Origin of the sequence: Halobacterium yunchengense, from assembly GCF_037031165.1 — an archaeon.
GTDB lineage: Archaea > Halobacteriota > Halobacteria > Halobacteriales > Halobacteriaceae > Halobacterium > Halobacterium yunchengense.
On the sequence record NZ_JAYEZL010000001.1, the window covers coordinates 111,888 to 132,854 of the forward strand.

Below are 20,967 nucleotides of genomic sequence, written 5' to 3' on the forward strand. Positions count from 1 at the left end.
TCGAGCGGAGTAGTTCTTGAAACGTCACTAGGTGCACCTCTGGATACTTCTTATGTTAACTGTGGAGATAATAATACAAGGACCTTTTCCTGACCGTGTCGAGCGGGAACGAGTTGAATTCTGTTGCGGCTGTGGTGTCGAAACGGGCAAATTAGAGCCACGAGAGACCAGTATTGAGTACCTCCAGGAACGACGCCTTCGAAGAGGCTGGTCTCGCATGACGCACCGCGACCGCCTCCTGAAACTCCCGACGCGGGGCTATCCAACGCCGTATCGTCCAGGAGGAACTCGGGAACCGATAAAGAGGCCCGCAGGCGGGTGGAAGTCTGTTACGTGACCGAACCGAACGTGAGCGACCAGGAGACGAGGACGACGCACGCGACGTACGCCACCTTCGCGGTTACGACCGGATGCGCGGTTCCCTCCTCGTCCAAGTCGAAGTCGAACAGGCCCGAGCGCCGCTCTTCATCGTTTTCTCCCGGGTCTTCCTGCTGGTTCTGGTAGCCGATCCACTCCCGGAGGTCGGCGTCGCTGTCCTTGCGCTCAACGTCGGGGTCTTCGAGGCCGGGACCGTCCGGATCAATGTGGCCCGGGATGCTGTGCCGGTCGGGCTCGTACGGGATGTCCTCGAACCGACGCTCTCGCCGAGGATTGAACAGCGGCTCTTCCTCGTTCGCTCGCTGCTGGGCCCGTTCTCGCCGGGCGGCAGGGTCGCCCTCGCGGGGATCGACGTCGACCTCCGCTGCGAACGGCCGCGGGTCGCAGGCCACCGGGAATGTCTCGCCGGGGTCCTCCGGGACGACCTCGGGGGCCCAGTCGTCCCGGCCGAACATCTCGTAAACCTGCGTCGTCAGCTGACGGCCAGACGCGCGAACGTAGCGATTCGCCTGTGACCGGTCGCTCCAGCCCATCAGGTCTCGCAGCGGTTTCGAGAGCAGGCCAGCGTCCGCGTAGAACGTCGCTCCGGTCGCCCGTAGTGGGTGCGGCGTCAGGTTGGTTGGATCGACACCTTCGGAAAGACCTGCGGCCTTCCGGACGTCGTTGCGCATCTGCTGCTGGGTCACGCCCACGTACTCGTTCTCGTCGAAAAACCTCATCAGCCACGCGGTGATGCGCTTCGACCAGCCGAACGGGACGACACGAGCACTCGCGCCGGGCTTCGGCTCGTACTGGTGCTGGTAGACGTACTCCAGGACGTCGGGGTCGTCGCGGGCGACCTCACTATTCGGCACCTCCCTCCCCGTTGCGATCTTCCCGCGGGCGGCATCGATACACCACTTGCAGAAGCATGGGTCGTGCGCCGGAACGCGGATGACGCCCTGCTCCCAATCGATCCAGCCTTCGTGCAGGTGTTGAATCTCGTTCGCTCGCAGGCCCAACCGGCCCGCCAGGAGCACGATAATCACCGTTCGAACGCGTTGGGTCTCGTCCTCAATGGCGAGTGCGCCCAGGAAGAGGCGGAGGAACGGCCTCACTTCCAGGGCGTCCTCCCGCGAGTACGTCTGTCTGTCCCTACTCATGGACCGTTCTAGTAACCAGTCTGGTAAAAGGCTCAGCCCCTGGTCTTTTTACGTTGACCCCCGGGTCTGGCTTGGGGTTGAGTGGGCTCCGAGCCAAGTGAGTTAAGAAAGTATCAACGATCAGGTGACGTCGGCGCGTCCTCGGGCCCGTGTCAGACGACCGCACAGTCGTCGAACTCCAGGAGCCAATCGTCCTGAGCCGGCTCGTACGCCAAACACACATCATATCTCTAAATAGAGTAATCACTAAAAGCGTGCGTGAGAATTTACAAACGAATGATGCGGGAGTTCCTACTGGGTACCCCCGACTGCAGTGAAGGCTCACACCGTGGGTGCTTACCGTCTGAATGGATCTTTTGGAATCGCAATACGAGGGTAGGCTTGATTGAGGATTGGTCTCTGATTCATTGCCGGTTTTTATGTTCGGGCAAGGGGAGCTGGAAATCAGAGGAGGACAGCGCCATCGCTTGAACAGATTATTTAGAACCGACGTACTGCGGTGGGTTCCGCATCGTTTCTTCACCGGAAAGTGAGAGGCGAATAGTCCCAATTACCAGTAAATATCTCCGCCATCAGCCGTCGAGGGCTAAGTGCATTAAGTGGGTGATTACTGTACTGAATTGATGACCGACCGGCGCGACGACGTAGAGTTCGTGAAACAACGCCTCTCTGAGGATCCCACTGAGGAATTCTTAGAGCAGATTGCGTCTACTGTCGTGGATCAGATGGCGGATTCGTTTCCTGAACTCTCGTTAAAGTCGCGCTCAATGGAAGAGGTCCTGAATGAGTTTCGGGAACAGAAATTGGATGAGGTGAAGTCGACGGGACAGTACAGACGGAAGTTGGACTATCTCCAGACGTACCTTGAAGAGGAGGCGCGTGTCGAAATGACCGACGATCTCACGAGCGAGGATGTTGGGCGATACGACAAATGGCGAAAGTACGAGTCTCTGCCTCGGGACGAACCGTTAATGGACACTACGCTTCGGGACGATATGTATCTCTTCCGTGAATTTATTCGTTATCTGATCGAACATCGTATGGCTCCGGTTCGCTTCGAGACGTGCGTCAACATCCCGGAAATAGACTATGCCGGTGGCGAGGGTGTCGACGAGAAGAAGCTCGACCCGGAGATAGCGAAAGCATCGCTGGAGTACCTTCGGAAATACGAGTACGCCGATATCGAGCATGTATCGATGGAATTGATGTGCCAGTCAGGTCCCCGAAAAGGCGGATTGATTGGCTGTGATGTTCCTGGCTTCGACTACGAGGAGCGGGTTCTCAAGTACGAGACTAACGAAACGACACCGCTCAAGAACGACGAGAGTAGTGAACGGGAAATAACCCTCTACGGCGATATTCCAGAGATCATTCAGGATTATCTCAAAGATCAGCGGCCGCCAGCGACTGACGAGGAGGGGAGAGAACCATTGCTTACGAAGGGCGACGGGAGAATGAGTCCGTCGACGCTACAGAAGATCGCCTACAAGTGGACTCGTCCGTGTAAGGTTGGGTTAGACTGTCCTCATGACCGCAACCCTGAGGACTGCGAAGCAGCGCAGAAGAACAACTCCGCCTTCAAATGTCCCAGCAGTCGAGCCCCGCATCACATCAGGAAGGGGTATATCACCGATCAGAAGAACAGGGGTGTTTCGGCGGATGGGATCGAGCACCGTTGCGATGTTTCGCCCCGTGTCCAGAAGCTTCACTACGACCTTCCGGACGATGCTGAAGAACGCGAACGCTTCGAGGACGAGTTCCGGGACGCCGACGACGATCCCAACTCCGGTTTCAATCACGACTAACCTTTCCAAGAGAGGGTAAATCATCAGATGTACTCAGTCATCGGTCAGCCCTTAGATTCTACCAGTTCGACTCTGATCCTCAGAGGGATTCACCATGAATCGTTGCCGATTCCCTATTACTAGCTCTACACCTCAACGGAGGAACGCGACTCCACTATGAGATGCCAATGGAGTCATCAAGTGCCCGTAGTGCCTGGCCGCGACTCCGCCTTTCGACACTTTTGTCGTGGACTTCGTCGATAGCTATCCATACTCCATCTGTGGTTTTCACTAAAGTGATGTCTCTCTCAATCTCCTCCTCGCTTAGGAGAAAATCTTGATCTCCGTCAACCGTTGCAGGGTCGGTCATAGTTGATACTTGTTTTCTGACTTCAAGAATCCCTTCCGTCTAAATTAGCACAGTAGGTCAAATCAGGTAGATTCCTTTATTCGACATCTCAAAGCCGATCTACGGATACGCGTATACCATCTCCATCGGGAGATCACCGGTCGGATCGCCCTGATCCCTCTCTAATCCCTCGTCAGGAAGAGTGTGAAGCGGGCCGGTCTTTGGACTGGCAGTAAGCGCTAACGCGAACGCATCGATGACGTCATCATTACCGACCTCAGCATCGAGGTCGGTCGTAACATCGCGGACGGCATCAACGATAGAACCGTCGATGGCTTCGAGTATCTCGATTCGTTCCCAGAACGCCGCAGCCGGTTGGCCCGTTTTCGAGTACTCCGTGGAGGATTCCCCGTTCAGCGCCCAAAAACAGACTTCAGGGTGAGATTCACGGATCGTTCCAACGGCATCCGGCTCTGTCTTGCGGAGGAAGGTATCCAGTTCGGCAATCTTATCGGCGATACCCCACGACTGAACGCCGAGACTTCCATCAGTGCGGTCTTCCTGCGTCTCTTTTGCGTCCTCGTAACTTTCCTCGTGAACAGCAGCCCGCACTGGAACGGGAAACACGCTGGAGTGACGCTCCGGACGAAGTTTCCCACGAGCTGCATCGTCGCACGGGCGCTTCGCGTTGGAGTTCTCCCGAAGACCGATTGGCACATCGATCAAGATCCTCTCCGCCGTCTCGCCGTATTCCTGCCAGAGATCTTCGATATCCTTGCATAGACAAGAGGATTCGTAGCCGCCCTCGTTGAATTGAACTGTAATCCACCCGTCCGGACATCCATCGACACCGATGTACATGCGACTCTTCTCGTATCTACGGCTATTGATATATGATAGTCTGGCTCAGTTCAAAAATGGGTTCGGGTTGATCGACGAGCGATCCTAACCTCAACGGGCGTATTGCGTGAATATTGTCTACAGATTATCGAGGTAGTCCCTCCGCTGTTCCATCTTCTCCTGTTCCGTGCGGCGGTCGTAGTGCTGTTCGATCACTCTCGGACTGACGTTCGCGCGGTCGCTGACGACCTTATCCGGCATATCGTTATTGAGGCTGTGCGTGATGCTTCCGCGCCGGATGGCGTGTGGGCTGACGCTCGATGGGCACTTCGAGGCCGCGTGCTGGACGGTGCCCTCACAGGTTTCCGGATCGCGGTCATGAGGGCACTCTTCGCCGTACGTGCACGGACGCGTCCATCGGTACACGTAGGTGCGGAGTGTCGTCTTCTGCAGGCGACCTTGCCGAGAGGCCAGTAACGGCTCTCGGTCGTATTCGTCGGTTACGTTGGGTCGCTTGTTGTCCAGCCAGTCGTCGAGGAGATCGCAGATGTCGTCTGAGAGTGCAACGAGTCGCTCACCATCGCCCTTGTTCTTGATCGGGGTGCCGGTATCGGGGCGATGCCGGATTTTCACGTACTGTTCTTCTGAGTTGTAGTCATCGACGTCTATCGCGTGGACGCCGCCGACTCGCATCATCGTGTGCCACATCAACGTGAGTGCGACGTGCTGCGGTTCGGCGTACTCGTATTTCTCCATGTGCGAGAGGACCGACGATGCCTGGTCGCTGTCCATCATCACGTCCCGGGAGTTCTCGTCCGGGGTGATCGCCGGGGACAGCACTTTCTGGCTGAGATCCTGCTCGACGCCGTCGACGGCTTCCAGCCACCGGACGAACACTCGCAGGGTGTCCATCTGCGTCTTCTCACTGACCTTGTTCAGGTCGCCGTCGTCACGCCGCCAGAGTCGGTACTCGTGCAGCTGGCGACCCGTGAGGGTGTTGAGGTTCTCGATGCCCTTCTCGTGACACCAGCGGACGAAGTGCTGGAGCCGGTACTTCTTCCCCTTGAGTGAGGCCTCGGCCAGTTCGTTCTGCTTGTCTTTCAGGTACAGTTCGAGCGCGGTCTCGGGATCGATTGGTTCGAGATCCATAGTTGGTCGTTTCAGGTTAAGCGAATCCCACGAGTCCCGGTTACTGCCTATCCCGAACCAACTGCTACAGCGCCTGAGGCGGCCAAAATGAAGGGTAGTCACGCTCAATGACCAGGGCCTGCAGCGCCCATCCCGTTCCGGGACGGTCCGCAGCCAACGCGGGACGAGTCCCAGCGCGAGTGTTCTCCGACCGGTACGCGACTCCCGGAGCCCCGACCAGGTTCGCCGCGAGTGGCTGCTGCCGTGCAGGGAGCGACCGTCGACGAGCCTACCGGTCCGTACACTCCCGGCAGCCGCTCGGCGTCGTGAGCCGGATCCGGTACTCCGTCTCGACTGACCCCTCGTCCTCGCTCTCGACGATGGAGTCCCACCTTGGGAAGAAGAGCTCAGACTCGTCGCCGCAGTCCAGGCACGCCACCAGACCGACGTTCGTGGATTCGGCGTGCCCGTTCATCCAGGTCGCCTCGCAGTCGACGCAGAGACTGCCCTCGACGGTCCCGGAGGACCGACTGACGGCGACGCGGTCGTAATCGGTGCTGCGACCGCAGCGTAGACACTCCATCTGTTCTCCCGGTAGGCGGCGGTTAACTCGTCGTCCAGGTAGCCCACGTGCGCATGACCTTATCAGTATTTTGTTACCGGTTCGACATCCGGGGACGAGGCGTCCGGGGGCCCGAGTCCGCACCCCTCGTCGAGACGCCCGTGTGCCCGGCGTCCCACGGGCGGCCGCGGTCAGTCGTCGGTCGCCGTCGGCGTCGCGTCACGGGCGACGTCCGCGCTGCGCCACGTGTCGCGTTGGTACCACGCGTACGCGGCGACCGCTCCGAGGACGTTCGACACGGCGAACGACAGCCAGATGCCGTCCGCGCCGATCACGCTGGAGGCGCCGTACGCGAGCGGCAGGCGGACGACGCCGAACGTGCCGACGGCGATGACGGCGGCGGTGAGCGTCTTCCCGGCGCCGCGGAAGCTCCCGTTGTAGGCGCGCATGATGCCCATGAAGCCGAACGTGGGCGCGACGTACCGCATGAACGTGATGCCGATGACGACGACCTCGGGGTCGCTCGTGAACACGTCGATGACGGGTCGGGCCCACACCCAGCCGACGACGCCGACCAGCGACAGCAACACGAACATCGCCCGCGCGGCGAACCGGCTGGCCGCGGCGGCGCGGTCGTACTCGCCGGCGCCGATGTTCTGGCCGCTCATCGTCTCGACGCCGCGCGCGACGGCGATGGCCGGCATGAAGACGACGGAGAGCACGCGCGTGCCGATGCCGAACGCGGCGACGACGGGCGTCGGGAACAGGCCGACGACCAGGAGCATGAGGTTCACGGAGAGCGCCCGCCCCGTCCCCTCGACTGACGCCGGCAGGCCGAGTTCGAGGATGCGCCGCGCGAACGCGGGGTCGGGGGCCATGTCGCGGAGGTTGATCTGGACGCCCCGGCGCCCAGTGAACATCACGCCGAGGCCGACGGCGAGCGCGAGAGCGCGCGAGAACACGGTCGCGACCGCGGCGCCCTCCAGGCCCATTCGGGGGAACACCCACCAGCCGAAGATGAGGAACGGGTCGAGCGCGATGTTCAGGACGACCGACCCGAACATCACGACCATCGGCGTGACCGTGTCGCCGTACCCCCGCATCAGCGAGATGAACATCAGGAAGCCGAACAGGAACACGAGGCCGAGCGCGATGACGCGCATGTACTCGACGGCGAGCGGGTAGACGTCGGGCGCGGCGCCGAAGAACGCCAGGAGGTCGTCGACGACGAAGTAGCCGATGCCGCCGAGGACGAGCGAGACGACGACCGCGAACGCGACCGTCTGGCTGGCGGCGTACTCGGCGCGGCGCTCGTCGCCGGCGCCGGTGTACTGGGCGACCATGACGCTGCCGGCGACGGACAGCCCCATGCCGAGGGAGATGAGCAGGAAGACCATGGGGAACGCGAAGCTGATGGCGGCCAGCGCCTCGGTGCTGTACCGGCCCACCCAGAACGTGTCGGCGAGGTTGTACGCCACCTGGAAGAGGTTCGTGACCACGATGGGCGCCGAGAGGTAGACGAGCGGCTTCGCGATCGGGCCCTCGGTGAGCTCGAGGTCGTCCTGGTCGAGGGCTTCGGCGAGCGCGGCGCGGAGCCGTGCGAGCGCGCGACGGGGTCTCACGGCCGCCCCTCCGAGCGGGCTCGGGACCGGGTGGCGGGCGCGGCGGCTGCCGCGAGGGACACGGGACGCATGGAGGACTCACGTCGAGAGACTGTCCGGTCGGCCATAGGCGTTCTGCATTCGGCACTTCGAACCGAGACCACGTCCGTGGGCGGGAGGGACTGGCCGGTCCCCGGGAGACGCCGAGCACCGCGGTTGGCACGCCGCCACGAGCGACCGAGAGGATTACTGCTAGCACCGCGGCACACGCTCACGACGCGACCGCCAGCACCGCGCCGGTCACGCCGCCCCAGGCGACCGCTGCGCCGCCGGCGACGGTGAGCAGGGCGCCGTCGACGAGGACGCCGGCCGCGACCCACGCGAGCACGCCAGCGCCGGCGAGCGCGTGGGCGACGCGACCGCGGTACGGCGGCCGGCGGCCGCGGAGCGAGAGGTAGGTGCCGTATCCACCGAGCGCGACGCCCAGCCCGTAGAACGCGCCGCCGAGGCCGCCCCAGACGGTGAACAGGCTGTCGAGTGGGGACCGCGCGTCCTCGCCACCGCTGCCGTCGGTCCCGGTCGGCGGCGCCTCCGTGGTCGTCGTCGACGGCGCGGTCGTGGTCGGCCGGGTCGTCGCCGCCGCTTCGACGCGGACCGTGACGGACGCGGCGGCGAGACTCTCGACGCCGTGTTCGTCCTCGACCGTGACGGCGACCTCGTAGGTCCCGGGGTCGTCGAACGACCGGACGAGCGTCGGCGACTCCTGGGCCTCGATGTCGGCGTCGTCCACCGCGAAGGAGTACGCGACGACGCGCCCGTCGTCGGTCGACTCGCTCGCGGAGAACCGCACCGCGTCGCCCGGCCGGACGGTGGTCTCGTTGGCAGTCAGCGCGGGCGTCGGACGCTCGAACACCGGACCGAACGGCTCGCTGGCGTACGGCGCGGGGACGGCCTTCCCCCGGTCGGTCACCACGGCGTCGCCCGTCCCGTCGGGGTTCAGGGTCGCGTGGTACGGGCCGGACGCCGCGCCCCAGTAGTTGTGCTTCGCGTCCACCGTGCCGTTCGCGGCGCTTCGCAGCCCCGTGATGTGGCCGTAGACGTCGTTCCGGGAGAGGCTCGTTTCGGGGCTCGCGTCCACGAGGTGGACGCCCGTGGACGCGCGCTCACCGGCGGCGTCGCCCTCGCGGCTCGCGGTGTTGAGCCCGACGGAGTTGTTCGTCACGCGGACCGGGACCGGTCCGGCGACTCGCAGGCCGTCGCCGTTGGCCACCACGGTGTTCGCGTCCACGGCGCTGGTCCCGACGTCCCGGCGTTCGTCGGCCGCGAGGGCGACGTCGACGCCGTACGCGTCGTTGTCGAGGACGTCGTTGTCCGCCACCGCGAGGCCGCGGAGTTCGTCGCGCGCGCTCACGGCGACGCCGGCGCCCTCGTTGTCCACGACGCGGTTCCGGACCACGTCGAGGCCGCGCAGGCGCAGCGTCGACGCCTCGACGCCGGGCCCGTCGTTGCCGCGGACGACGTTGTCCGCGACGGTCGTCTCGGCGAGCTGCTGGGCGGCGACGCGCACGCCGCCGCCGCTCTCGGCGACGGTGTTGTTCCGCACGCCGACGCCGTCCACGACGACGTACCCCAGGTCGAGGTCGACGCCGAAGCCGTCCGCGCGGCGCAGCTCGTTCTCCGCGACCGTCAGCGAGACGTGCCGCAGTCCGCCGCCGGCCCGCTCCAGGCCTGCCTCGACGCCGGCGGCCGCGTCCGTGACGACGTTCCCCTCGACGCTGACGTCGTCGGCGTCCGTCGCCTCCTCGAAGTGGACGCCCGCGCCACCCACCTGCCGGAACTCGCCGCCGGCGACGGAGACGTCCCGCAGCGCGCCGCCGACGAAGTGGACGCCCGCGCCGCCCGCGTCCCGGACGGCGACGCCGCGAAGCGACACGTCCGTCGCGCGGTGGTCGTTCGTCGCGGTCGGCCGGTTCCGTGGCGACTCCGTCTGGACGCGCACGCCGTCGCTCTCGACCCCGGCGACGGAGACGTCGCGCATCGTGACGTGGTCGACCTGGCGCGCGTGCACGGCGACGCCGTACCGTCCGGTCCGCTCGAAGGACGTCCCCGCGACGGTCAACCGGCCCGCGTCCTCGAGGTAGGGGTTCGTCTCGTCGACGCCGTACTCGACGCCGGCCTGCCCGAGCGCGGTGAACTGCGAGTCCCGCACCGCGACCGTCGGCGCGCCCGCTCGCGCGGACGCCAGGAGCCCCGACCGGACGTGGTCGGAGACCGTCGCGCCGTCGAGGACGACGCGGCCGGCGTCGGACGTCGCGGTCACGGCCGTCTGGCCGTAGGCGACGCGCGCGTTCCGGAGTCGCAGCACGGAGTCGCCGGCGCCGTCGTACTCGATGGTGTCCCACGCGCCGGCGGACGGCGACGGCTGCGCGGTCGTGATGGCGACGGGGTCGGTCGCCGTGCCGTTCGCCAGGAGGCTCCCCCGGACCGTGATCCGGACGTCCTCGCCGACGTTCACGGTCGTCCCCGCTTCGATGGTCAGCGTCGCGCCACGGGCGACCGTCACGTCGTCGCTGACGAAGTAGGGACCGTCCTCGCGCGTCCACGTCGCGTCCGACGTGACGTTCTCGTCGACGTACGTCGGGTCGGCCGCCGCAGCGGCGGGCCCCCGCGACGCGCCAGACAACTCGCCGGACGACACACCAGACAACTCACCCACCGACGCACCTGACGACACACCAGAAGACGCACCAGAAGACGCACCGACCGGCGCGACGGCGCCGGCCAGGGCTGCAGCGACCAGCGCGAGCACCGCCGCCGCGGTCAGCGTGCGAGCGTTCATAGCGTCGAAACCAGCGCGTAGACGGTCTGTGGAGACACCAGCCACGCGAGCAGGCCGGCGCCCTCCAGCGTCTCGCGCGTCAGCGCCGCCGACGCGTCGCCGGTCGCCGCCCCACCGCCGGTGTCCGCAGCGTGTTCGTCCGCCGCCCCACCGCCGGTGTCCGCAGCGTGTTCGTCCGCCGCCCCACCGTCGATGCCGGCCGCGTTCTGGTCGTCCTCGTCCGTCGGCGCAGTCGGGTCCGTGCCGCGCAGTACCTCCTCGCCGTCCTCGATGCCGTCGCCGTCCGAGTCCGCGTCCGTCGGGTCCGTCCCGTACCGCTCGACCTCCATGCCGTCGTCGAGGCCGTCGCCGTCTGAGTCCGCGTCCGTCGGGTCCGTCCCGTACCGCTCGACCTCGTCGAAGTCCGAGAGCCCGTCGCCGTCCGTGTCGCGGTCGGTCGGGTCCGTGCCGAGTTCGCGTTCCACGGGGTCAGTGAGGCCGTCGAGGTCCGCGTCCGGGTCGGTCGGCGACGAGTCGCCGGCGAGCTCGGTGGGGTCGTCGAGGCCGTCGCCGTCGGAGTCCGGTAGCGTGTAGTCCGTGTCCTCGCGGACCTCCTGGTCGTCCGGGACGCCGTCGCCGTCCGTGTCGCGGTCGGTCGGGTCGCTGCCGAACTCGTGGACCTCGAAGCCGTCCGGCAGGCCGTCGCCGTCCGTGTCGGGGTCGCGGAAGTCGGTGTCGCCGCGGAGCTCCTCGCCGTTCGCGTAGCCGTCGCCGTCCAGGTCGCCGCCCTCCGTGATGACGCGGACCTCGAAGGACTCGTCGTCGAGGCGCGGCGACGACCCGGGCTCGTCGTCGTACATGCTCGCGTACAGCGTGTGGGAGCCGCGCTCCAGCGAGCCCGCGTCCACCGTCACGTTCACCGTGCGTCGCTCGAGTTCGTGCAGCGTCACGGCAGTGGCCGCCATCGAGTCGTCGCGCGTCGGGTGCAGGGACGCGTCGCGCTCGTCGGCCACGGTGACGCGGTAGTCCGCGTAGTAGGTGTCCGAGACCCCGAGGTAGTCGCCGACAGTCACCTCGAAGGTCACGGGCTCGTCCGCCCACACGTAGAAGACGCCGCCGTCGACCGTCGCCGCGCCGGGACCGGTCATCGAGACGCCCAGGACGCCCGACTCCACCGGTCCGTCCGCCGCGGCGGCGCCGGTCCCGACCGCCGCGGCCGGCGCGGCCGCCACGACGGCGAGGACGACCGCGGCGACGGCGACGGGCCGGAGTGCTGGGCGCCGAGACACGTTCGTCCCTCTTACTGTAACGCACTTGAATATAGTGGTGCGGGAGAGCGCGGTGGTAGGCAGCGCTTACTCGGTCGCGCTCCCGTCGCCGGTCGTCGGAGCGGCCGGCGGCTCCCACGCGAACACGCCCGCGCCGCCGACGAGCAGCAGGCCGCCCAGCGCGGCGAGCGCCGCGACCGGCGTCGCGGCGTCGGCGACTACACCACTGACCGGCTGCAGCGGCAGTCGGACGAGCGCGTACGTCATCGACGCGGCGCTCAGGACGGTGGCCCGGCCCGCCGCGTCGACGTGGTCGTTGAGGTAGCCGTTCGCGATGGGGGCGACCGCGGACCGGGCCGACTTCAGGACGAAGAACGCTGGGAGCGCGGCGACCGGGAGCGCGAACGGCACGACCAGGAACGCGGCGACGAGCGCCGGGACGAGCACGACCGCCCACTGGGTGGACAGGAGGCGTTCGACGTCGCTGGCGTAGTAGCTCGCCACGGCCGCGGCGACGGTGAAGCCCGCGTACAGCGGCCCCAGGCCGGATTCGGGGAGGCCGACCGCGTTCACGGCGACGGGCTGGATGTACTCGTCGGCGGCGCTCGCGACGCCGAAGAACAGCGCGAGGTACGCGACCGTCGACCGCAGCGGCGGCCGGGAGAGCTGGCGTTTCACGACCGGGACCGCGTCGCGGACCCCGAGCGCGTCGCCGTCGGTGTGGTGGTCGGTCTGGGGCATCGACAGCAGGACCGGGATCCCTGCGGCGAGCACGACGCCGCCAGCGAGGAACGGCAGCCGCGGGTCGGCGCTGTACAGCACGCCAGCGGCGAGCATCGACCCCGCGCTCACCCACTGGTTGACCGACCCGCCGCGACCGCGGACGCGAGTGAACGCGGACTCGTCGAGGCGCTCTTCGAGGGTCTCGTACAGCCACGCGTCACCGCTGCCCGAGCGGAACGCCATCCCGAGCCCCCAGACGACGTACAGCGCGGCGAACACCGGGAAGGTGTGGGCGGCGACGAACCCGAACACGGACGCGGTCATCAGCGCGGCCCCGACGAGGAGGCTGTTCCGGCGGCCGACGCGGTCGCCGACGTAGCCAGTCGGAATCTCGCCGACGACGACGAGGGCGGCGGAGACGCTCCCGAGCAGCCCGATCTGCGTGTACGTGAGGCCGCGGCGCAGCAGGAACAGCGTGAACACCGGCCAGAACAGCCCGTAGGTGGCAGTCGCCTGGTAGAGGTAGTACTTCGCGACGACGGGCGGCGGCCGCTCGGCGCCGACGTTCAGCACGCGTACTCACGGCCCGCTGTGAGCGCTGGCGTCACCGCGGAGGGAGTCCGCATGGGAGGCCGTCGACGCGTGCAGAGCAAAAGCGTTCCCTGAAGCGAAAACAAGTGCGTCCGCTGTCAGGTCGCCGGTGGGAGCGTCGCCGCCGTCGAGTCGCCGGTGGGAGCGTCGCCGCCGTCGAGTCGCCGGTGGGAGCGTCGCCGCCGTCGAGTCGCCGCGAGCTACTGGTCGCGGCCCATCGCGTAGAACTCGTCGTTCGGCCGCATGTCCGCGACCACCGCCATGCGGTTCGAGAGGTTGAAGAAGGCGGCCGTGGCCGCGACGTCCCAGACCGCCTCCCGGGAGAAGCCGGCGTCGCGGAGGCGCTGGACGTCCTCGTCCGTGACGGCCTCCGGGGACTCGGTGAGCTTCACGGCGAAGTCGAGCATCGCGCGGTGCTGCTCGGAGACGTCGGCGGCGCGGTGGTTGGTGGCGAGCTGGTCCGCGAGCTTGGGGGCCTCGGCGTAGATGCGACAGAGCGCGCCGTGCGCGACGACGCAGTAGAGGCAGTCGTTCGCGCCGGAGACCGCCACGGTGATCATCTCGACCTCCTCGCGGGCGAGCGGCGAGTCGTCGACGAGCGCGTCGTGGAACGCGAAGAACGCGCGGAAGTGACTTGGCTTGTACGCGAACGCCTCGAAGACGTTCGGCGTGAAGCCGGCTCGCTCGGTCTCCTCGGCGATGCGCTCGCGGAGGTCCTCGGGGAGACTGTCGGTGTCCGGGACGGGGAACCGCCGCATGGCGTCCTCGCTCATGCGTGAAGCGGCGGGAGCCGAACCCATAGTTGTAGGGGGTCCCCTGGGCGACCGCGGCCGGCCCCGGAGCGGGGCGTTCAGCGGCGGTAGATGGTGGCGTACACGCGCGGCATGAGGTACGCGAACCCGGCGGCGACGACGCCGAGCAGCAGCCCGAGCGCGAGTTCGACGGGACCCATGTGCTAACGTATGGCACACATCGGCATAAGCTCCGTGGCCGCCCGGCCCGCGGCCGCCGAAGAGAAAACGGTTTGCGTCCCCCCGAGCCACGAACGATTATGAAGGTACGAATCGGCGCCGGCGCGACCGGCGAGGAGGCCGCCGCCGTCGCCGCCGCCCTCGCGGCGCACGTCGGCGACGACGTCGAGGTCTACCTCGGCGACGCCGACGAACCCGCCGCCACGCACGACGCCCCCGAACGGGAGACCGGTTCCGCGGCCGACCACGACGACGACCTCGGGCCGACCGAGCGCGAACAGCGCCTCCGCGAGGAGATCGCCGACATCCTCGAGGGCGGCCCGGAGAAGTACAAGCAGCGCCTCGGCGAGCAGGACAAACTGTTCGTCCGCGACCGCCTCGATCTCTGGTTCGGGGACGACGGCGGCGACGGCAACGGCGACCTGCTCTTCGAGGACGGGAAGTTCGCGCACTTCGACGCCTGGCACCCCCACAGTCCCGACGTCGACGACGCCGACCCCGACAACCGCCTGCCCGCCGACGGCCTCGTCACGGGCGCCGCCGAGTTCGAGGGCCGGGACGTCCACTTCATGGCGAACGACTTCACCGTGAAGGCGGGGTCGATGGCCGAACGCGGCGTCGAGAAGTTCCTCCGCATGCAGCAGCGCGCGCTCAAGACCGGCCAGCCGGTCCTCTACCTGATGGACTCCTCGGGCGGCCGCATCGACCAGCAGACCGGCTTCTTCGCGAACCGCGAGGGCATCGGGAAGTACTACTTCAACCACTCGCGGCTCTCCGGGCGCGTCCCCCAGATCTGCGTCATGTACGGCCCCTGCATCGCCGGCGCGGCGTACACGCCCGTGTTCGCGGACTTCACCGTGATGGTGGAGGGCATGTCCGCGATGGCCATCGCCTCGCCCAGGATGGTGGAGATGGTGACCGGCGAGCAGATCGAGATGCAGGACCTCGGCGGCGCGCAGGTGCACGCCGAGGAGTCCGGCAGCGCGGACCTCGTCGCCGAGGACGAACAGCACGCCCGCGACCTCGTCGCGAAACTGGTCCAGTACCTCCCGGACAACAGCGACGAGAAGCCGCCGAGCCAGCCCGCGGAACCGCCCGCGAAACCCACGGAGGGCATCGACGGGCTGATTCCACAGGAGCCGAACCGCGGCTACGACATGCGCGACCTCGTCGAGCGCGTCGTCGACCGCGACTCGTTCTTCGAACTCAAGCCCGAGTACGGCAAGGAGATCATCACGGGGTACGCGCGCATCGACGGCCGGACGGTCGGCATCGTCGCGAACCAGCCCGCCGAGCGCGCCGGCGCCATCTTCCCGGACGCCGCCGAGAAGGCCGCCGAGTTCGTCTGGAAGTCCGACGCGTACAACGTCCCACTGCTGTACCTCTGTGACACGCCGGGGTTCATGGCCGGGAGCCAGGTGGAGAAAGACGCCATCCTCGAGAAGGGCAAGAAGATGATCTACGCGACCAGCGAGGCCACCGTCCCGAAGCAGTCCGTGGTCGTGCGGAAGGCCTACGGCGCCGGCATCTACGCGATGAGCGGTCCCGCCTACGACCCCGAGTCCGTCATCGCACTGCCGTCGGGCGAGATCGGCATCATGGGCCCGGAGGCAGCCATCAACGCCGTCTACGCGAACAAGCTCGACGACATCGACGACCCCGAGGAGCGCGCCGAGCGCGAGCGCGAGCTCCGCGAGGAGTACCGCCGCGACATCGACGTCCACCGGATGGCCTCCGAGACCGTCATCGACGAGATCGTGCCGCCCTCCGAGCTCCGCACGGAGCTGTCGAACCGCTTCGACTTCTACGAGGACGTCGAGAAGGACCGCCCGTCGAAGAAGCACGGCACCATCCTCTAGGCGACGCCAGCGGCCGACCGTCGAACGCGGCACCAGCGACCACCCCAGAACGCCGCTTCGGCGCACCCTAGCAACACCTTTTGTGCTGGCTCTGCGACGGGCCAGTACGCGATGGACGCTGTACAGCGACGACCGCCGGCTGTCGCGGGGAGGAGCGACGGATGAGCGAGGACGCCGCGGCGGACGAGGGCGCGGAGCCGACGCCGCCGTCCGAGCGCATCGTCGGCCTCGACGCCCTGCGGGGGTTCGCGCTGCTGGGCATCCTCGTCATCAACATTCGGCTGTTCTCGATGCCGGAGATCGTCCTGCTGAACCCGACGGTGTACGGCGACTTCTCGGGCGCGAACTACTGGGCGTGGTTCGTCGGGCACGTCTTCGCCGAGCGGAAGTTCCTGACGCTGTTCACGATGCTGTTCGGCGCGAGCCTCCTGCTGTTCACGCGGAAGTTCGACGAGGACCTGACGACACTGCGCCTGCACTACCGCCGGTCGTTCTGGCTCATCGTGTTCGGCGTCGCCCACGCCTACCTCCTGTGGTACGGCGACATCCTCGTGTCGTACGGCGTCACGGCGGTGTTCGTCGTGTTCGTGCGCGACGAGTCAGCGAGGTTCCTCGCCGCCGTCGGCGCCGCGCTCTTCGTGGTGCCGTCGGTCGCCGAGGTGTTGACCGCGACGTACGGCGACCTGTCGTCGTTCGCGGCGACGTGGCGGCCCGCCGAGTCGGTGCTCCGTGCGGAGGTCGAGACGTACCGCGGCGGCTGGCTCGAGCAGTTCGACCACCGCGCGGAGTCGGCCTGGAACCGCCAGACGACGAGCTACCTCGGCGCGACGGCCTGGCGGACCGCCGGCTCGATGATGGTCGGGATGGCGCTGTTCAAGTGGGGCGTGCTGACGAACGAGCGGTCGGCGCGGTTCTACCGGCTGCTGGTCGCCGTCGGGGGCGTCGTCGGCGTCGCGACGCTGGTCGCCGGCGTCGCGTACGTCGAGGCGGCGGGCTGGACGCCGCGGGCCGGCATCTACTGGCAGCAGTTCATCTACTTCGGGGCGTTCCCGCTCGCCGGCGCGTACGTCGGCGCCGTGATGCTGCTCGCGCGGAAGTGGCCGCGGGGCCGCGTCACGAAGGGGCTGGCGGCCATCGGCCGGACGGCGTTCAGCAACTACATCCTCCAGAGCGTGGTCGCGACGACCGTCTTCTACGGGCACGGCCTCGGCCTGTTCGGGCGCGTCACCAGGGTCGAAGCGCTCGGCGTCGTCGTCGCCATCTGGGCCGTGGAGGTGGTGCTGTCCGTGGCGTGGCTCCGGCGGTACCGGTACGGGCCCCTGGAGTGGCTGTGGCGCACCCTCACGTACGGCGAGCGCCAGCCGCTCAGGCGCAGCGACGACGCGTCCGCGGCCGGCGACTGAGTCAGTCCGCGCGGAAGGCGTCGGCGACCACCGCTAGCGCCGGGACCGCGACGCGTCGACGCGGCAACACTGGTCCGGCCCACGCGAGGACGGAGGCTCCCCCGGAGACGGTTCACTCCGCTGCGGCCGCCGCGAACGCGTCGACGTACCGGTCGAAGGCGGCGACTGCGTCGGCGACGGCGTGCCGACTGGTGGCGTCGACACCGAGGTCCTCGAGACGGTCGACGGCGGGCGCCGACGTGCCCGCTTCGAGGAACCCTACGTAGTCCGCTGGCCGGAGTTCGTCGCCGAGGCCGTCCGCGACTGCGAGCGCGCCCGCCGTCCCGAGAATGTAGGGGCAGTGGTGGTAGAGCGGAACCGCGTAGAGGCCGGTCGTCCAGCCCGCTCGCAGGCGGTCGGTGGCCTCGAGCGCCGGGACGAACTCCGCGTACAGGTCGCCGTAGGTCTCGTCCAGCCACTCCGCGGTGAGGCGGTCGCCGTCAGCGGCCCGCTCGTAGAGTTCGCGGGTGAACGCCGCCCAGCGCGCCGAGAAGAAGAGGTTCGCGCCGACGCTCCGCACGGCGCGCGCGGCGACCGCGGTGCGCTCGTCGCCTCTCGCGGACGCCAGGAGGTGGTCGGCGAGCAGCACCTCGTGGAGCTTGCTCGGGAGCTCCGCGAGCGGGGCCGGGATGCCGGCGGTTGCGTGGGGCTGGGCGTCCTGTGCGAGCGACGCGTGGACGGCGTGCCCGAGTTCGTGCGCGAGCAGGAACACGTGCGCCAGCGACCCGTTCCACCGCGCGAGCACGAACGACCCGGCGTCTGGCGCGTGCGTCGCGTAGCCGGCGCCGCGCTCGGTCTTCCCCGGGTAGTCGAAGGCGTCGATTCGGCGGTCGTCGAAGACGCGGTCGACGCGGCGACGGTAGGCGTCGCCGAGCGGCGCGACGGCGTCCAGAATCAGGTCGCGGGCCTCGGCGTACTCGTACTCGGGCGCGTCGCCGTCCAGCGGCGCGGCGTTGCGGTCCCACGGCTCCAGGGTGTCGACGCCGAGCGCGTCCCGCCGGACGCGTTCGAGGCGGTGTTTCGGCGCGAGGTTCGCGCGAACGCCGCCGACGAGCGCGTCGTAGACGCCCCTGGGGAGGCGCTGCTGCGGGCGGCAGGCGACGTAGGGGTCGTCGCCGGCGAGCGCGGCGTCGAGCGCGCTGTCGTAGCCGCGGAGGGCGGCGACGCGGACGTTCCGGCGCGCCATCGCGTCGAGGGTCGCGGCGAGCGTCTCGCGGCGCGCGACGAACTCGTCGCGGACCGCGCGGAACGCGCGCCGCCGGACGTCGCGGTCGCCGGTCCGCTGGACGCGCGAGCGCTCGCTGCGCGTCAGTGCCACTTCGTCGCCGTCGACGTCGATCGTGGGGGGCTGGAAGTCGCCGTCGACGAGCGCGCGGTGGGTGCGCTCCGGCGCGTCCAGGACGTCCTCGAGCGCGGCGAGGACGTCGGCGCCAGACGGGTCGAGCGCGTGGTCCGCGCGCCGGTGGACGTCGGCGACGTAGCGCTCGAAGCGCGGCGGGACCGCCGGGTCGTCGGGCGCGACGTCGGCGTCGCGGACGCGTCGCTCCACGTCGTCCCGGAGCGCCATCACGTCGCCGTGCAGGGACTCCGCGCGGTACCGGTCGGCCTGCCGCCGGTCGTCGCCGGTCCGCACGTCGGCGCGGAGGTCCGCGTACGTGCGGAGGCGGTGGTCGCGAGCGGACAGGGCTTCGAAGGCCGCGAGCACTTCGGCGAGCGGCCGGTCGAGGTCGAAGGCGTCGACGGCCGACGCGAGTTCGGCGGCGGCGTCGGCCCAGTCGGCGCGCGAGTCGAAGACGGGAGTCAGGTCGAAGCGGTGCGGTTCGGGGACGTCGTCGCGTGCGTCGTACATTCGTGGATTCGTGGGCCGCGAGTCGGTAGTCGGCGGGCGGCACGGCGAGAACCCGGCGCGCGTCCGGCGGCCGTCGCGGACGAGGCCGTCACGGACGAGGACGGCGCGGACGAGGACGGCGCGGCGGGTGCGACGACGTCTAGTCGAGCACACTGGACGGCGCCGCCGGACCGGCAAAAGCGCTTCCCCGGTGTGCGAGGACGTGCCGCGGCTCGCGGCGGCTACGCGGCGTGCTCGCGCTTCAGCGAGAGCACCGTGCGGTCGAACTCGCAGACGAGCGGTTCGTCCTCGCGGTTCACCGCGAACACCTCGACGTGGAAAGTGACGACGCCGCGCTCGCCGTCGCTGGTCTCGCGCTTGTCCGCGATCGTCGACTGCACGCGGACGGTGTCGCCGTGGAACACGGGCGCCGGGTGTTCGACGTCGTCGTAGGAGAGGTTCGCGACGATGGTGCCGTCCGTCGTCTCCGGGATGGTGATGCCGACGGCGAGGCTCATCGTCAGGAGGCCGTTGACGATGCGCTCGCCGAACTGCGTGTCCGCGGCGAACTCGGCGTCGAGGTGCAGCGGCTGCTGGTTCATCGTCGCGTCGCAGAACCGCTGGTTGTCGGCCTCGGAGACGGTGCGGCGCTTCTCGTGTTCGATGGTCTCCCCGACCTCGAACTCCTCGTAGTAGCGTCCGGGCATGCGCGAGTGGTCGCGGGGCCGCGGCAAAACGCCTCCGGAAAAGTACAAGGACGCGCCGGACGCGTGGTCGCGTATGGCTCGACGAAGCGTGCTGTTCTCGCCCGGCGACCAGCCCGAGCTCATGCGGAAGGCGCCCGGGACGGGCGCGGACGTGGTGGTCTTCGACCTGGAGGACGCGATCGCGCCGGCGGGGAAGACGGAGGCCCGGACCGCCGTCCAGTCGGTGCTCTCGGACCCAGGGTTCGACCCGGACTGCGAGGTGTGCGTGCGCGTGAACCCCGTCGGCGGGGGCGCGGGCGACGACCTCGACACGGTGCTCGCGGGCCAGCACCCGGAGTTCGACGCCGTCATGCTGCCGAAGGCCGCGAGCGCGGACGACGTGGTGACGCTCGGCCGCCTGCTCGACGAGCACGCCGTCGACGTCCCCGTGCTGGCGCTCGTGGAGTCCGCGCGCGGCGTGCTGCACGCCGAGGAGATCGCGGACGCCGGACCGACGGACGCGCTCGTGTTCGGCGCCGAGGACCTCGCCGCGGACGTCGGTGCGACGCGGACCGACGAGGGGACCGAAGTCCTGCACGTCCGCGAGCACGTCGTGCTCGCCGCGGCCGCCGCGGGCGTGGACGCCATCGACACCGTGTACACCGACATCGGGGACACGGACGGCCTCCGCGAGGAGACGGCGTTCGCCGCCCGGCTGGGCTACGACGGCAAGATGGCCGTCCACCCCGCGCAGGTCGACCCGATCAACGAGGCGTTCACGCCCGCACCCGAGGACGTCGAGTGGGCGCGGCGCGTCCTGGCCGCCAGGGACGAGGCGGCGGCCGAGGACCGGGGCGTCTTCCGCGTGGACGGCGAGATGGTGGACGCGCCGCTGGTGGCGCAGGCCGAGCGCGTCGTCGAACGCGCGGAGGCGGCTAAGGACGACTAACCACCTTAAATTACTGCCTTTGATAGTCAAGTCGCCACGCTTTTGCCG

Annotated in this window: 16 protein-coding genes; 4 read left to right on the forward strand and 12 right to left on the reverse strand. The window is 68.1% G+C overall.

Going from position 1 to position 20,967, the window contains the following annotated elements; translation table 11 throughout:
- Positions 1 to 329: 329 nt before the first annotated feature.
- A complete protein-coding gene (locus U5911_RS00530; RefSeq protein WP_336034365.1) occupies positions 330 to 1,520 on the reverse strand; it encodes a site-specific integrase in 1,191 nt (396 codons plus the stop codon).
- Positions 1,521 to 2,143: 623 nt separating this feature from the next.
- Between U5911_RS00530 and U5911_RS00535 the strand changes: the two genes are divergently transcribed.
- Complete coding sequence (locus U5911_RS00535; protein WP_336034367.1) at positions 2,144 to 3,325, forward strand: hypothetical protein; 1,182 nt, start codon at positions 2,144 to 2,146, stop codon at positions 3,323 to 3,325.
- Positions 3,326 to 3,479: 154 nt separating this feature from the next.
- Here U5911_RS00535 and U5911_RS00540 read toward each other — a convergent pair whose 3' ends face one another.
- From U5911_RS00540 to U5911_RS00580, 9 genes are all read right to left on the reverse strand, one after another.
- Positions 3,480 to 3,674 carry a hypothetical protein gene (locus U5911_RS00540; protein WP_336034369.1) on the reverse strand — a complete coding sequence of 65 codons (195 nt, stop codon included), beginning with the start codon at positions 3,672 to 3,674 and terminating at the stop codon, positions 3,480 to 3,482.
- A 99-nt stretch (positions 3,675 to 3,773) separates the two neighbouring features.
- Positions 3,774 to 4,514 (reverse strand): DUF429 domain-containing protein, encoded by a 741-nt coding sequence (locus U5911_RS00545; RefSeq protein ID WP_336034371.1) that lies wholly within the window; start codon positions 4,512 to 4,514, stop codon positions 3,774 to 3,776.
- 117 nt (positions 4,515 to 4,631) lie between these two features.
- Positions 4,632 to 5,642, reverse strand: a complete 1,011-nt coding sequence (locus U5911_RS00550) for a tyrosine-type recombinase/integrase (RefSeq protein ID WP_248897105.1) — start codon at positions 5,640 to 5,642, stop codon at positions 4,632 to 4,634.
- Positions 5,643 to 5,910: 268 nt separating this feature from the next.
- Positions 5,911 to 6,204 carry a hypothetical protein gene (locus tag U5911_RS00555; RefSeq protein ID WP_336034374.1) on the reverse strand — a complete coding sequence of 98 codons (294 nt, stop codon included), beginning with the start codon at positions 6,202 to 6,204 and terminating at the stop codon, positions 5,911 to 5,913.
- Between the two features lie 170 nt (positions 6,205 to 6,374).
- The gene (locus tag U5911_RS00560) at positions 6,375 to 7,805 is read right to left on the reverse strand and encodes an MATE family efflux transporter (RefSeq protein ID WP_336034375.1); all 1,431 of its coding nucleotides are present in this window, start codon (positions 7,803 to 7,805) and stop codon (positions 6,375 to 6,377) included.
- Between the two features lie 250 nt (positions 7,806 to 8,055).
- Positions 8,056 to 10,623 (reverse strand): right-handed parallel beta-helix repeat-containing protein, encoded by a 2,568-nt coding sequence (locus U5911_RS00565; RefSeq protein WP_336034376.1) that lies wholly within the window; start codon positions 10,621 to 10,623, stop codon positions 8,056 to 8,058.
- Positions 10,620 to 11,891 (reverse strand): calcium-binding protein, encoded by a 1,272-nt coding sequence (locus tag U5911_RS00570; protein ID WP_336034377.1) that lies wholly within the window; start codon positions 11,889 to 11,891, stop codon positions 10,620 to 10,622. Before U5911_RS00570 ends, U5911_RS00565 begins: the two co-directional genes overlap by 4 nt.
- Positions 11,892 to 11,957: 66 nt before the next feature.
- Positions 11,958 to 13,166, reverse strand: a complete 1,209-nt coding sequence (locus U5911_RS00575) for an MFS transporter (protein ID WP_336034379.1) — start codon at positions 13,164 to 13,166, stop codon at positions 11,958 to 11,960.
- Between the two features lie 218 nt (positions 13,167 to 13,384).
- The gene (locus U5911_RS00580) at positions 13,385 to 13,957 is read right to left on the reverse strand and encodes a peroxidase-related enzyme (protein ID WP_336034380.1); all 573 of its coding nucleotides are present in this window, start codon (positions 13,955 to 13,957) and stop codon (positions 13,385 to 13,387) included.
- Between the two features lie 278 nt (positions 13,958 to 14,235).
- Between U5911_RS00580 and U5911_RS00585 the strand changes: the two genes are divergently transcribed.
- Together U5911_RS00585 and U5911_RS00590 are read left to right on the forward strand one after the other, a co-directional pair.
- Complete coding sequence (locus U5911_RS00585) at positions 14,236 to 16,014, forward strand: acyl-CoA carboxylase subunit beta (protein ID WP_336034381.1); 1,779 nt, start codon at positions 14,236 to 14,238, stop codon at positions 16,012 to 16,014.
- 161 nt (positions 16,015 to 16,175) lie between these two features.
- Positions 16,176 to 17,417 (forward strand): DUF418 domain-containing protein, encoded by a 1,242-nt coding sequence (locus tag U5911_RS00590; RefSeq protein ID WP_336034382.1) that lies wholly within the window; start codon positions 16,176 to 16,178, stop codon positions 17,415 to 17,417.
- Between the two features lie 112 nt (positions 17,418 to 17,529).
- On the opposite strand, the gene U5911_RS00595 is transcribed toward U5911_RS00590, so the two are convergent.
- Together U5911_RS00595 and U5911_RS00600 are read right to left on the reverse strand one after the other, a co-directional pair.
- On the reverse strand, positions 17,530 to 19,305 hold the full coding sequence (locus U5911_RS00595; RefSeq protein ID WP_336034384.1) for a M3 family oligoendopeptidase: 1,776 nt from the start codon (positions 19,303 to 19,305) through the stop codon (positions 17,530 to 17,532).
- A 221-nt stretch (positions 19,306 to 19,526) separates the two neighbouring features.
- A complete protein-coding gene (locus U5911_RS00600; protein ID WP_336034385.1) occupies positions 19,527 to 20,114 on the reverse strand; it encodes a MaoC family dehydratase in 588 nt (195 codons plus the stop codon).
- Between U5911_RS00600 and U5911_RS00605 the strand changes: the two genes are divergently transcribed.
- Positions 20,065 to 20,919 (forward strand): HpcH/HpaI aldolase/citrate lyase family protein, encoded by an 855-nt coding sequence (locus U5911_RS00605; RefSeq protein WP_336034386.1) that lies wholly within the window; start codon positions 20,065 to 20,067, stop codon positions 20,917 to 20,919. The two genes, U5911_RS00600 and U5911_RS00605, sit on opposite strands and share 50 nt — an antisense overlap.
- Positions 20,920 to 20,967 lie beyond the last annotated feature (48 nt).